This window comes from Streptomyces aurantiogriseus (assembly GCF_014649375.1).
Taxonomy (GTDB): Bacteria; Actinomycetota; Actinomycetes; order Streptomycetales; family Streptomycetaceae; genus Streptomyces; species Streptomyces aurantiogriseus.
In genome coordinates this window covers 126,165-139,498 of the sequence record NZ_BMSX01000009.1, presented here as the reverse complement: position 1 = coordinate 139,498, position 13,334 = coordinate 126,165, and the positions used below count along the sequence as shown (strand labels likewise).

Below are 13,334 nucleotides of genomic sequence, written 5' to 3'. Positions count from 1 at the left end.
GTGCCCGTGTTTCGGGGTGGGCCGGTCCGCAGAGCAGGCGTCGGCCCGGAAGTAACGGGCCGAGGAGGGCCGGGTGACGACCTATGACGATCGAGCGAGCCTCACTGATCTGACCGCCACTGTGGAGCGTGTCCGCAGTTCGGTGGAGGGGGTGATCGAGGGCAAGCCCGAGGTCGTACGGCTTTCGCTGACCGTGCTGCTCGCCGAGGGGCATCTTCTGATCGAGGATGTCCCGGGCGTGGGCAAGACGATGCTCGCGAAGGCGCTGGCGCGGTCCATCGACTGTTCGGTGCGGCGTATCCAGTTCACGCCCGACCTGCTGCCCTCGGACATCACCGGTGTGTCCATCTGGGACCAGCAGCGCCGGGACTTCGAGTTCAAGCCGGGCGCGATCTTCTCGCAGATCGTGATCGGCGACGAGATCAACCGTGCCTCGCCCAAGACGCAGTCCGCGTTGCTGGAGTCGCTGGAGGAGCGCCAGGTCACCATCGACGGGCAGACGTACGAGCTGCCCAGTCCGTTCATGGTGGTGGCCACGCAGAACCCGGTCGAGATGGAGGGCACCTACCCGCTGCCCGAGGCGCAGCGCGACCGCTTCATGGCCCGCGTCTCCATCGGCTACCCCAGCCCCGAGGCCGAGCTGCAGATGCTCGACGTGCACGGCGGGGTGAACCCCCTGGACGACCTCCAGCCGGTGGCGCACGCGCACGAGATCGTGAAGCTGATAGACGCCGTCCGCGGTGTCCACGTGGCCGAGGCGGTCCGGCGGTACGCGGTCGACCTGGTCGCCGCCACGCGCACCCACCCCGACCTCAGACTCGGCGCCTCCCCGCGCGCGACGCTGCATCTGCTGCGCGCGGCCAAGGCCTCCGCCGCTCTCGGCGGCCGGGACTACGCGCTGCCGGACGACGTGCAGAACCTCGCCGTCGCCGTCCTGGCCCACCGCCTGCTGCCCACCGCACAGGCCCAGCTCAACCGCCGTACGGCGGAGCAGGTCGTCGAGGACATCCTCCAGAGCACCCCGGTGCCCGCGGCGCCCCAGCAGCAGCGCGCCTACGGCGTGGGCGCCGGCGCGCAGGCCTACGGCCAGCAGCCGCCGCGGAGGCTGTGATGACGACCGCCGGGGGGATCGGGCAGGCGGAGAGCGGCCGGGGTGAGAAGGGCGGCGTGCGCACCGCTCTGGCCGGCCTCACCACCCGCGGCCGCTCCTTCCTGGCCGCCGGCATCGCGGCCGCCATCTGCGCGTACGTCCTCGGGCAGCCCGACCTGCTGCGGGTGGGGCTGCTGCTGGCCGCGCTGCCGCTGGTCTGCGCGGCCGTCGTCTACCGCACCCGGTACCGGGTCGCCGGCAGCCGCCGGCTCTCTCCCGCGCGCGTGCCCGCCGGCAGCGAGGCCCGCGTCCATCTGCGGATGGACAACGTCTCGCGGCTGCCCACGGGCCTGCTGATGCTCCAGGACCGGGTGCCGTACGTACTCGGCCCGCGCCCCCGCTTCGTCCTGGACCGGGTCGAGGCGGGCGGCCGCCGCGAGGTGTCCTACCGGGTCCGCTCCGACCTGCGCGGCCGCTACCCGCTCGGCCCGCTCCAGCTGCGGCTGAACGACCCGTTCGGCATGTGCGAGCTGAGCCGCTCCTTCTCGACGTACGACACGCTGACGGTGGTCCCGCGCGTGGAGCCGTTGCCGCCGGTCCGGCTGAGCGGCGAGGCGAAGGGGTACGGCGACGGGCGGCAGCGCTCGCTGGCATTGGCCGGCGAGGACGACGTGATCCCGCGCGGGTACCGCTACGGCGACGACCTGCGCCGCGTGCACTGGCGCTCCACGGCCCGCTACGGCGAGCTGATGGTGCGCCGCGAGGAGCAGCCCCAGCGCGCGCGCTGCACGGTGCTCCTCGACACCCGTGGCCTCGCCTACGCCGGTGCCGGCCCCGACTCGGCCTTCGAGTGGGCGGTCTCGGCCACCGCCTCAGCGCTGGTGCACATGCTGGAGCGGGGTTTCTCCGTGCGGCTCCTGACGGACACGGGCAACTCGGTGCCCGGCGAGGGCGCCGACGGGTTCGCCGGGGCCAGCCAGGAGACGGCGGACGCGGCCGGACTGATGATGGACACCCTCGCGGTGATCGACCACTCCGACGGCGCCGGCCTGTCCCGGGCCTATGACGTGCTGCGCGGCGGCAACGAGGGGCTGCTGGTGGCCTTCCTCGGCGACCTCGACGAGGAGCAGGCCGCGGTGGCCGCGAAGATGCGCCAGCGCAGCGGGGGCGCTGTCGCCTTCCTGATGGACGGCGACAGCTGGGGGCGTGAACCGAACGACGTGCCCGGACCGACGAACAGGACGGAGGAGCGGCTGCGGATGCTGCGCGAGGCGGGCTGGACGGTCCTGAGCGTGCCGCGGGGCGCTTCGCTGAGCGACCTGTGGCGCCAGGCGGACCGTGAGCGCTCCGGCGTCGTGACGGCGGGCGGGACGAGCGGAAGGGAGGGGGGATCATGAGCGGGCGGGCCCGACTGACGCTGTGCTCGGCGGCGGCCACGCTGATGGCCTCGTGCGCCCTGCTGCCCCTGGTCGACCCGGCGACATGGTTCCTCCAGGCGACGTTCCTGCTGGCGATCCAGTCCGGGGTGGGTGCGGCGGCCCGGCGGGTGCCGCTGGCCCGGCCGCTGACCCTGCTGGCGCAGGCCCTGGTCACCCTGGTGCTGCTGACCCTCGTCTTCGCCCGGGAGCACGCCCTGGTCGGGCTGATCCCGGGCCCGGAGGCCTTCCAGCACTTCGCCGACCTGCTCCAGGCGGGTTCGGACGACGTCGGGCGGTACGCGATACCGGCACCGCTGTCCGACGGCATCCGGCTGATGATGGTCGGCGGTGTGCTGCTGATCGGCCTGTTGGTGGACACCCTCGCGGTGACCTTCCGCAACGCGGCCCCGGCCGGGCTGCCGCTGCTCGCGCTGTACTCGATCGCCGCGGGCCTGTCCGACGGAGCCGCCGACTGGCTGTGGTTCCTGGTCGCCGCCGCCGGATACCTGATGCTGCTCCTCGCCGAGGGCCGTGAGCGGCTCTCGCAGTGGGGCCGCGTCTTCGGCGGCGCCGCGCGCACCCCGGGCGGGCCGTCCGGCCCGGTGGCCCCGGTGCGCACCGGGCGGCGCATCGGCGCGGTCGCCCTGGGCGTGGCCCTGGTGGTGCCGCTGCTGCCGCTGCCCGCGATCGACGGCGGTCTGCTGGACAGCGCCGGCACCGGGGTGGGCGCGGGCACCGGCAGCGGGGGCACGATCTCCGCGGTCAACCCGCTGGTGTCGCTGCGCGACAGCCTGAACGTGGACGAGGACCGCACGGTCCTGACCCTGCGCACCAGCACCACCGACATCTCCGACCTGTACCTGCGGATCGTCTCCCTGGACGACTTCGACGGCACCACGTGGAAGCCGTCGAAGCGCGACATCGTCGCCGTGCCCGACGAGTTGCCCACGCCGACCGGCCTGCGCCCGCAGGTCCGGCGCACGGAGATCACGACCCGGGTCTCGGCCGCCGACTGGTACGCCCAGGACTGGCTGCCGATGCCGTACCCGCCGAGCAGCGTGAAGATCAGCGGCAACTGGCGGTACGAGCCGGTCGGCATGACCCTGGTCGGCGACCACGGCCAGAACACACGCGGCAAGACGTACGAGGTGAACAGCCTCGAGGTGCGGCCGACGGCGGAGCAGCTGGCCTCGGCGCCCGACGCGCCCGGCTCGCTGAAGAGCGACTACACCGAGGTGCCGGACTCGCTGCCGGCGGTGGTGTCCCGCACGGCCCGGCAGGTGACCGAGGGCGCGGCGAACGACTACGAGCGGGCGGTCAAGCTCCAGGACTACTTCGCGGTGACGGGCGGCTTCGAGTACGACACCGACGTCGAGGTCGGCAGCGGTACGGACGCGATCGCCCGCTTCCTGCGGAACAAGCAGGGCTTCTGCGTGCACTTCTCGTTCGCGATGGCGGCGATGGCCCGCACGCTGGGCATACCGGCCCGGGTCGCGGTGGGCTTCGCGCCCGGTTCCCCGCAGGCGGACGGTTCGGTGTCGGTGGGTCTGAAGGACGCGCACGCCTGGCCGGAGCTGTACTTCGAGGGCGTCGGCTGGACCCGTTTCGAGCCGACCCCGACCCGGGGGACGACGCCCACGTACACGCTGCCGGAGTCCTCGAACAACACCGTCCCCGAACTGCCGCAGGCCACGCCTTCGGCGGACGCCGCACCGTCGAGCGAGCCCTCGGCGAGCACGAGCTGCTCGGCGGACGACAAGAAGCTCGAGGGCTGCACCAGCGCACTGCCGCTGGACGAGGGCGAGCAGGGCGGCGGTGGCACACCGTGGTACAAGATCGCCGGGTGGTCGCTGCTGGGGGCGGCGGCGCTGATCCTGCCCCTGTTGCCGATGCTGTGGCGGCTGAGACGGCGCTCGGTGCGCCTGGCGTCGGGCCAGCACGCCGGGTCCGCGCCGGCCGGGGTGAGCCCGGAGCTGGGCAAGGACGGCGGCGCCGGTCAGGCGGGGGTCGACGCGGGTGCGGTGGTGCTGGACGTGCCGGCGCACGAGGCCACGGAGGCGGCCGTCGGGCATGTCCTGGCGGTCTGGCGCGAGCTCACGGACACGGCCTGGGACTACGGCATCGCGCCCGACGAGGCGCTCACGCCCCGGCGGGCTGCCGCGCGGGTCGTCCGGCTCGGTGAGCTGGAGGAGCCGGTGGCCCGGTCGGTGCACCGGGTGGCGGGCGCCGTGGAGCAGGTGCTGTACGCCCCGCAGCCGCGGGCCGAGGCCGGGCTGGCCGACGAGGTACGGAAGGTGCGGGCGGCCCTGCGCGGGCGGGCCAGCCGGCGCACCCGGCTGCGGGCGGTCCTCGCACCGCGTTCGGCCATCCGCGCGGTCTGGGACCTCACCGACCGCTGGACGGCGTTCAAGGCCGCCTGGGCGGCTCGCCTGGCGACCCTGGTGCGCCGCCCGTCGCCGTCCACCGGACAGGAGGGTGGCTGAGAGAGCGGCCGCCACTGGGCCGGTGGGCCCGGTGGACCGCCAGGCCAGTGGGACAGCGTTCGGCCCCCGCCCCGGGAGAGATCCCCGGGACGGGGGCCGAACGCTTATGGGCCGTCGCTGAGCGCCGTGGTCTGTTGCCGCGTGGTCTGTTGCCGTGCCGGTGGGGTCGGCGGCGTGGGCGCACAGGTGAGAGGGTGATCACCCGGCCGGGTGATCACCCTCTCACAACGTCAGCACACAGCTCCTGGTCGGCAGCCGACGACGAGGTCAGTGGCCGTGGCCACCCTGCTCGTCACGGCGGCGCTGCCAGCGCTGCTCGATGCGGTCCATCATGGAGCGCTTCGGCCGTCCCTGACCGCGAGCGTGCGGCGCTCCACCCGCCGGCTGTTCACCCGGCTTGGGAGCCTTGCGCCAGCCGGTCACGGCGAGAACCGCGCACCCCAGCATGACGAGGAAGCCCACCACGCTGAGCCAGACCTGCTTGGCGACCATACCGGCCATGAGGAGCGCGATACCCACGAGGAAGCCCGCGACTGCCTGGTAGACCCGCCGCCGGGTGTACGTACGCAGCCCGCTTCCCTCAAGCGCCGACGCGAACTTGGGATCTTCGGCGTACAGCGCTCGCTCCATCTGCTCGAGCATGCGCTGCTCGTGCTCCGAGAGCGGCACGGAGTCCTCCTCATCGTGCAGTCGCCGGGGCGACCCGGGGGGTCCCTTCAGGATAGGCAGGGAATCGCCCCCGTGAAACCCGCCCCTCTACGCCAATTGGCCAACCGGAGCCCGTCATGGACGTCCCGGCCCGCTGGAGATTCCATTCCCCAGCGGCCGACCCGTCATGCCGGGCGGTCTCCCTCGATCATACGGCGCACAGCGCCCGAACGGGGGGCCTGTGGCGTACTCCATGTGCAGCCGCGCCGCTGATCAGCGGCGCGCCCCGGGTGGGGGCTCAGGCCCCGTCAGCTCCCCGCGTCTCACCGAGCACATGAAGCTGCGTGGCCACGGAGTGGAAGGCGGGCAGTTCGGCGGCGGCCTCCTCCAGCTTCAGCAGGGCCTCCAGGGCGCCGGGCTCGGTGTCGACGAGCACGCCGGGGACGAGGTCGGCGAAGACTCGCACGCCGTGGACGGCCCCGACCCTGAGGCCGGCGCCCTCGACCAGGTCGGTGAGCTGTTCGGCGGTGAAGCGGTGGGGCACGGGGTCGCCCTCGCCCCAGCGGCCGTCCGGGTCGGTGAGGGCCTGTCGGGCCTCGGTGAAGTGGCCGGCGAGGGCGCGCGCGAGGACGGCTCCGCCGAGACCGGCGGCGAGCAGGCTGAGGACGCCCTCCGAGCGCAGTGCGGCCACCGCGTTGCGGACGCCTTCGGCGGGGTCGTCGACGTACTCCAGGACGCCGTGGCACAGCACGGCGTCGTAGCCGCCGCGCTCGACGACGTCGAAGAGGCCGTGGGCGTCGCCCTGGACGCCCTGGACGCGGTCGGCGACGCCGGCCTCGGCGGCCCGGCGCTCCAGGGCGAACAGCGCGTTGGGGCTGGGGTCGACGACGGTGACCCGGTGCCCGAGGCGGGCGACGGGCACCGCGAAGTTGCCGCTGCCGCCCCCGGTGTCGAGGACGTCCAGCGACTCACGTCCCGTGGCCTTGACCCGGCGGTCGAGGGCGTCCTGGAGGACCTCCCAGACCACGGCGGTACGGAGAGCGGCGCGGGGTCGGGAGGGGTCGGAGCGTAGCGACGCCGGGTGAGGGCGGTGGGAGGCGGGAGGGCGCATCGGGTCCGACACGGCAGTTGACTCCTCGGCGCGGCACCGCCTCTTGCGCGGCGGAGCGAACGGGCTGCCTCCCCGGCCCCGGCTGGGGGAGAAGGGAAGGCTTCAGGCGTCTTCCACCCTATTGCCTCCGGTGCGGGGCCTGGTCCGTGCGGTGGGCACGAGTGGGAGGGGCCGGCGCCCGGGTGGGGCTGCGGCGCTGCGACCTCGCCCGGCCCGGATCCGGCAGGTGGGCCCTCCGCCCGCCGGTCCGCGCCCCCGGCGCGCGTCCCTCCTCACCCCGCGTCCGGCATGTCCCGCCCCTCGCGGGCCGCGTCCGGCTCGTCGCCTTCCAGGCGGGGCTGGGGCAGGACCGGCTGGAGGACCAGCATGCGCTCGACGAGACGGATGAACGTCGCCACGTCGCGTATCAGGTCGTCGGCGTCGCGGCGGCTGGCCGCGCCCTGGATGCCGGCCTCGGCCCGGGCGCGACGCCGGGCTCCGGAGGCGAACAGCGCGCTCCACTCGGTGAGTTCGGGCGCGATCTCGGGGAGCACTTCCCAGGCGCTCCTGATGCGGGCCCGGCGTCGGGACGAGGTCTCCGGCCGGCCTCGCGCGGCGAGCACGGCGGCGGCGGTGCGCAGGGCCGCCAGATGGGCCGTGGCGTACCGCTCGTTGGGGGTTTCGAGGACGGTCGCCTCGTCCAGTCCGGCGCGGGCCTGGGCGAGCAGGTCGAGGGCGGCCGGCGGGGCCGTGGTCCGGCGCAGCACGGGGTGCACGTCGCTCGCCGGGCCGGTCAGTGAGGGGGCAGGGCCGGTGGCGCGGCGCCGGCGGGCGGCTGCTGCGTGGTAGCTGGCCATGACGAACCTCCTGTCGTCTGTGTGACGGCATGCCCTGACACGGGATGCCGTATGTGCCCATCGTGAGGTATGCCACTGACAATCCGTTCTGACCTGGGCCTTTGCTTCGATCGAAGGTTCGGGCTAGTTTTTGCACTGACCAGTCAGTTCAAATTCAGCGCAGCGCTCAGAACGCTCGGGAAGGCAGGGGGAGCTGTGGAGGGAGTCGGTGTCACAGCCGAGGGCTTCGGACTCCGGGGCCCTCGGGGGTGGGCGTTCCGGGACGTCGGCCTCGAAGCGGAGCCGGGCTCGCTGATCGTGATCGAGGGGCCGTCCGGATCCGGCCGGACGAGCCTGCTGCTCGCTCTCACCGGCCGGATGAAGGCGACGGAAGGCACGGCGACCGTGGGCACGGCACACCTGCCGAAGCAGTCGGCGGCCGTCCGCCGGATCAGCGCCCTGGCCCATGTCGCCGGCGTCACCGACCTCGACCCGGCCCTGACCGTCGGCGAGCATCTGCGCGAACGGGCGCTGCTGGAGCGGCGGTTCGGCGGCTCCGTACGGGAGCTGCTGCGGCCGCGCGCGGAGAAGGCCGACCGGACGAAGCTGCGTGTGGAGGCCGCGCTGGACGCGGCCGGGCTCGACCGGGAGTCCCTGCCCAAGGGCTCGCGGACCTCCGTACGGGACCTGGAGCGGCTGGAGGCGTTGCGGTTGTCCGTGGCGCTGGCCCTCGTCGGGCAGCCGCGGCTGCTCGGGATCGACGACGCCGATCTGAAGCTGTCCGAAGCCGAACGCGCCGACGTGCGCGCCCTGTTCGCGTCCCTCACCGAGGCCGGGACGACCGTCGTCGCGGTGTGCGGCGAGGCCCCTGAAGGCGCCGTCACGGTGACCACCCGCACGAGCGGCGAGAACGACGAGGAGGAGACGGCTGATGCGCTCGCCGAAACTGGCCGCGCTTGAACTGCGCCGCTTCGGCCGGGGCAAGCTCCCCCGGGCCGCCCTGGTCGCGCTCCTGCTGCTGCCCCTCCTCTACGGCGCCCTGTACCTGTGGTCCTTCTGGGACCCGTACGGCCGTCTCGACCGCATCCCCGTGGCGTTGGTGAACGACGACAAGGGGGCGAGTGCCGACGGAAAGCGGATCGCCGCCGGGGACGACATCACCGAAGGGCTGCGCGACAGCGAGGTCTTCGACTGGCACGAGGTGAGCGCCGCGCAGGCACGCGCGGGCGTGGAGGACGGGACGTACTACCTGTCGCTGACCATGCCGGCCGACTTCAGCGCGCGGATCGCCTCCAGCTCGGGCGACTCCCCCGTGACGAGCGCCCTCCAGGTGCGTACGAACGACGCGAACAACTACATCGTCGGGCAGATCTCACGGACCGTCTTCAGCGAGGTGCGCACGGCCGCGTCGACGAAGGCGTCGCGCTCCTTCCTGGACAAGATCTTCATCTCGTTCTCCGACATCCACGGCAGGACGGCGGAGGCCGCCGACGGGGCGGACAAGCTCAAAGGCGGCATCGGGAAGGCCGAGAAGGGCTCCCAGGACCTCGCCGACGGGCTGAAGGACGCCAAGGAGGGCAGCGGCAAGCTGTCCAAGGGCCTCAAGAAGCTGAACAAGGGCGCCGGGGACCTGAAGGACGGCTCGCAGAAGGTCGCGGACGGCACGAAGACGCTCGCCGACAAGGTCAACGGGGTCGCCGACAAGGTGGGGCCCTTCCTGGAGGACAACGAGAAGACCATCGGGGACACCGCCCAGCTCGTCGCCGACTCCGCCAAGGTGATCCGCGGCCACCTCGCCACCCTCGTGAAGACGGCGCCGGTGGCCGCCAAGGGCGCGCACACGGCCTCGGACACGCTGGCCGGCGTCTACAGGACGCGCTGCGAGACCCCGGTGCTGCCCGATGCCGCCTGCGCCGACCTGAAGAAGGCGAAGGACGCGGCAGCCGACGTGGCGCTGATCGCCGACGACGTCAACACGATCGTCGCGGACCAGGACGGCGACCTGAAGACGCTCCGCACGAACCTCGGCACGCTCCAGAAGCAGGCGCAGGCGCTCGCCGACCGGGCCCCGCACCTCTCCGAGGACCTCACCGACGCCGTGACGAGGATCAACGCGCTCGACAAGGGAGCCGCCAAGGTCGCCGCCGGCGCCAAGAAGCTGCACACCAGCCTCGGCACCGCCAAGACGGGAGCCGAGGACCTCGACAAGGGCGTAGGCAGGCTCAGGACGGGCGCCGAGGACCTCAACGGCGGTATCTACAAGCTGGTCGACGGCTCGGTGAAGCTCGCCGGCGGTCTGCACGACGGCGCCGAGCAGATCCCCGACTACGACAAGCAGGACCGCGACGCGCGCACGGCCGTCATGGCGGACCCCGTACAGCTCGCGACCAAGGACCTGCACAAGGCGCCCAACTACGGCACCGGCTTCGCCCCGTACTTCATCCCGCTGTCGCTGTGGGTGGGCGCGATGGTGGCCTACATGCTGATCCCGCCGATGAACCGGCGCGCGCTGGCCGCGGGCGCCTCGGCGTGGCGGGTCGCGCTGGCGGGCTGGCTGCCGGTGGTGGCGATCGGCGTGCTGCAGACGACGGCCCTGATGGCGGTGCTGCACTGGGCGGTCGGCCTGGAGATGGCGCGGGCGGCCGGGACGGTCGGCTTCCTGTTCCTGGTGACGGCCTGCTTCGCGGCGCTCGTGCAGTGGCTCAACGCGCGCTTCGGCGCGGCGGGCCGGATCCTCGTCCTCGCCCTGCTGATGCTCCAGCTGACGTCCGCGGGCGGCACCTACCCCGTGCAGACGAGCCCCGGCTTCTTCAACGCCATCCACCCTTACCTGCCGATGAGTTACGTCGTCGAGGGCCTCCGCAGGCTCATCACGGGCGGCGGTCTGCAACCGGTGTGGCACGCGTGCGTGGTGCTGATCGCCTTCACCGCGGGCGCCCTCGCGCTGACCGCCCTTGCCGCGCGCCGCCGCCAGGTGTGGACGCTCGACCGGCTGCACCCGGAGCTGAGCCTGTGACCACGCGATCACGGCCTCGGGACGCCCGGGTTCCTGTGACAATCAGGGGCATGGAAAGCACCACCACGCCAGGCGGCCGCACCCGCCGCGAGGCCACCCGGCAGAAGCTCTACGAGGCGGCCGTCACCCTCATCGCCGAGCAGGGCTTCTCCGCCACCACGGTGGACGAGATCGCCGAGCGGGCCGGCGTCGCGAAGGGCACGGTCTACTACAACTTCGCGAGCAAGTCGGTTCTCTTCGAGGAGTTGCTGCGGCACGGCGTGGGTCTGCTCACCGCCTCCCTGCGGGAGGCGGCGGAGAACACGGCACGGGAGGGCGGCAGCCGGGTCGACGCCCTGGACGCGATGATCCGCGCGGGTCTCCTCTTCATCGACCGCTATCCGGCGTTCACGCAGCTCTACGTGGCCGAGCTGTGGCGCACCAACCGGGCCTGGCAGTCCACGCTCATGGTGGTCCGCCAGGAGGCGGTGGCGGTCGTCGAGGACGTGCTGCGCGAGGGCATCGAGAACGGCGAGTTCAGCGACGAGATCGATGTGCCGCTGACGGCGGCCGCGCTGGTCGGCATGGTCCTCGTGGCCGCCCTGGACTGGCAGGCCTTCCAGCCGGAACGGTCCCTGGACGACGTCCACGCGGCGCTGTCGCGGCTGTTGCAGGGGCGGGTGAGCGGGCGGGCCTGAGACCGCCCCCTCCACGCGCGCGTGCAGGAGATGGCCAGAACCGCCCTTCCACGCGCGCGTGCACGAAAGCGCCGGTCCGTCGTGGCCACGTCCCCCGCGAGCCACCGCGAACCGGCGCTTCCTCGTGCTCCCCCGTTTCCCCCGTTCCCCCGTTCCCCCGTTCCCCCTGTTGCTCCCCCGTTCGGTCGTTCCCCCGGGTCCCCCCGTGCCTCGCTTCCGCCGACCGGGCCGACGGAAGGAGCGGTCGAGGGCCGGCCCCGTTCCGCCGCCCCGTGTCGGCGGTGCCGGTGCCGCGCCCCTTCCCGTGTCTCCACTCTCCCGTTCGCGCAGGTCGCTCCCCATCCGCGCGCGTACTCATCTCACCGCCTAGGTACGCGTACTCAGACCTGCGTGCTCATCTCCAGGACGCCGCGCGGCCGTCTGGTGACGATCGCGTCCGACTCCGTACTCCCTCTCGCGGAAGATCCGGGGTTTTCCCCGGCGTCCCGGTCTCGCGGATTCGCCCGGGCGGCCAGGGCCCGCGCCGGGCTCGGGGCGTCACTGTCGGTGGCGGCCGATAAAGTCGCAGGCATGGCACGGATTGCGGTGATCGGCGCCGGGATGGGCGCGCTGGCGGCCGCCGCCCGGCTGGCCGTCGCGGGCCACCGGGTGGCGGTGTACGAGCGTACGGAGACGTACGGCGGTGCGGTGCGCCGTGTGGAGCGGGACGGGTTCGCCTTCGACACCGGGCCCGGTCTGCTGCCCCTGCCCGCGGTCTGGCGCGACCTGTTCGTCAAGACCGGCAAGGAGCCGCTGGAGGCCTGTGTCGAGCTCGTCCAGGTCGACCCGTCGGCACGGCATGTGTTCGCGGACGGCAGCGCGGTGACCCTCCCGAACGCCTCGCGCGCGGGAGTCGTCTCCGCCCTGGAGGAGACCCTGGGCGCGGGAGCCGGGAAGCGCTGGGGCGACTTCCTGGTCCGGGCCCGCGAGGCCTGGGACCGCACCCGCCGGCCGCTCCTGGAGGAGCCCCTGTGGCCGAACTGGTCGGTGCTGGCCGAGCGCGAGCCCTACCCGTCGGTCCCGCACAAGCGCCTGCTGCGCACCCGCCGGGCCGGCACCCTCGCCGAGGTCGGCGCCTGGGAGCTGCGCGACCCCCGCCTCGCCGCGCTCCTGGAGAGCCACGCGCTCGCGTACGGCCTGGACCCCCGCGTCACCCCGGCGAGCGCGGCCGTGCTGCCGTACATGGAGCACGCCTTCGGCATGTGGTACGTGCGCGGGGGGATGCGGGAGCTGGCCCGCGCGGTGTACGAGCGGTGCCTGGCCCGCCGGGTCGAGTTCACCTTCGGCGCCGAGGTCACCCGGGTCCTGGAGAAGGACGGCCGGGCGGCGGGCGTGGAGCTGGCCGGGGGCACCTCCCGGGCTTTCGGCTCCGAGGGTGGGACGGAGGTCGAGGCGGACTTCGTGGTCGCCCCGGGCAGCGTCGCGGGTCTTTCCCCGCGCGGCCAGGGCGAGGTCGTGTCCCAGCGGGGCCTGCCCAGCCGGCTGACCGTGCTGCTCGCCCTGCGCGGCGGACGGCCGGAGGGGACCGCACACCGGACCGTGGTGCACACGGACGACCGTGACGGCGAACTGGAAAGCCTCTTCGGTACGGGATCGGCGGTGCCGGCCCGCCCGACGGTCACCGTCCTGCGGCCCGACGATCCGGACCTGACGCCGGACACCGACCACGAGGCGGTCACGCTCAGCGCCGTGGTCCCGGCGGGGGCGGAGATACGCGAGGAGCACGTGGACGCGCTGGTCTCGGTCGCCGAGCGTGCCGTGCCCGGACTGCGGGACCGCGTGCTCTGGCGCGAGGTCCGCACCCCCGCCGACATCGCGGAGGAGACCGGCGTGGAGGGCGGGTCCGTTCCGGCGCCCGCGCTGGCCGGAGCCGAGGGCCGGCTGCTGCACCCGGCGAACTCCACCGGTCTGCAGGGCCTGTTCACCGTCGGCGGCTGGTCGCACCCGGGCGGTGGACTCCCTCACGCGGGCATGTCGGGCGCGCTGGTGTCCGGACTGATCGTGGAGGGGCCGGAGTTCCGGGGCTCGCAGTGAGCC

At 73.4% G+C, this 13,334-nt stretch carries 10 protein-coding genes; 7 read left to right on the top strand and 3 right to left on the bottom strand.

The window, feature by feature from the left end:
* Positions 1–73 precede the first annotated feature (73 nt).
* The 3 genes from IE263_RS20355 to IE263_RS20345 are packed head-to-tail and all read left to right on the top strand — an operon-like array spanning position 74 to position 4,991.
* The gene (locus IE263_RS20355) at positions 74–1,111 is read left to right on the top strand and encodes an AAA family ATPase (protein ID WP_189938581.1); all 1,038 of its coding nucleotides are present in this window, start codon (positions 74–76) and stop codon (positions 1,109–1,111) included.
* On the top strand, positions 1,111–2,487 hold the full coding sequence (locus tag IE263_RS20350; RefSeq protein ID WP_189938579.1) for a DUF58 domain-containing protein: 1,377 nt from the start codon (positions 1,111–1,113) through the stop codon (positions 2,485–2,487). Before IE263_RS20355 ends, IE263_RS20350 begins: the two co-directional genes overlap by 1 nt.
* The gene (locus tag IE263_RS20345) at positions 2,484–4,991 is read left to right on the top strand and encodes a transglutaminase TgpA family protein (protein ID WP_189938577.1); all 2,508 of its coding nucleotides are present in this window, start codon (positions 2,484–2,486) and stop codon (positions 4,989–4,991) included. The genes IE263_RS20350 and IE263_RS20345 overlap by 4 nt, the downstream gene beginning before the upstream one ends.
* Before the next feature lie 267 nt (positions 4,992–5,258).
* Here the strand turns inward: IE263_RS20345 and IE263_RS20340 are convergent, their stop codons facing one another.
* From IE263_RS20340 to IE263_RS20330, 3 genes are all read right to left on the bottom strand, one after another.
* Entirely contained in the window at positions 5,259–5,660 is a 402-nt protein-coding gene (locus tag IE263_RS20340) for an SCO2097 family morphological protein (RefSeq protein ID WP_189938575.1), read from the bottom strand.
* Positions 5,661–5,937: 277 nt separating this feature from the next.
* The gene (locus tag IE263_RS20335) at positions 5,938–6,762 is read right to left on the bottom strand and encodes a methyltransferase (RefSeq protein WP_189938572.1); all 825 of its coding nucleotides are present in this window, start codon (positions 6,760–6,762) and stop codon (positions 5,938–5,940) included.
* A 260-nt stretch (positions 6,763–7,022) separates the two neighbouring features.
* Positions 7,023–7,586, bottom strand: coding sequence for an SAV_6107 family HEPN domain-containing protein (locus tag IE263_RS20330; RefSeq protein ID WP_189938570.1), 564 nt, complete (start codon positions 7,584–7,586; stop codon positions 7,023–7,025).
* Between the two features lie 195 nt (positions 7,587–7,781).
* On the opposite strand from IE263_RS20330, the gene IE263_RS20325 reads away from it, so the two are divergent.
* The 4 genes from IE263_RS20325 (at position 7,782) to IE263_RS20310 (ending at position 13,331) form a co-directional block, all read left to right on the top strand.
* Entirely contained in the window at positions 7,782–8,525 is a 744-nt protein-coding gene (locus IE263_RS20325) for an ATP-binding cassette domain-containing protein (RefSeq protein WP_229911075.1), read from the top strand.
* Positions 8,497–10,581, top strand: coding sequence for a YhgE/Pip domain-containing protein (locus IE263_RS20320; protein ID WP_189938561.1), 2,085 nt, complete (start codon positions 8,497–8,499; stop codon positions 10,579–10,581). Before IE263_RS20325 ends, IE263_RS20320 begins: the two co-directional genes overlap by 29 nt.
* 50 nt (positions 10,582–10,631) lie before the next feature.
* Positions 10,632–11,258 carry a TetR/AcrR family transcriptional regulator gene (locus IE263_RS20315; protein ID WP_189938559.1) on the top strand — a complete coding sequence of 209 codons (627 nt, stop codon included), beginning with the start codon at positions 10,632–10,634 and terminating at the stop codon, positions 11,256–11,258.
* 570 nt (positions 11,259–11,828) lie between these two features.
* Positions 11,829–13,331 (top strand): phytoene desaturase family protein, encoded by a 1,503-nt coding sequence (locus tag IE263_RS20310; protein WP_189938557.1) that lies wholly within the window; start codon positions 11,829–11,831, stop codon positions 13,329–13,331.
* Positions 13,332–13,334: the final 3 nt, after the last annotated feature.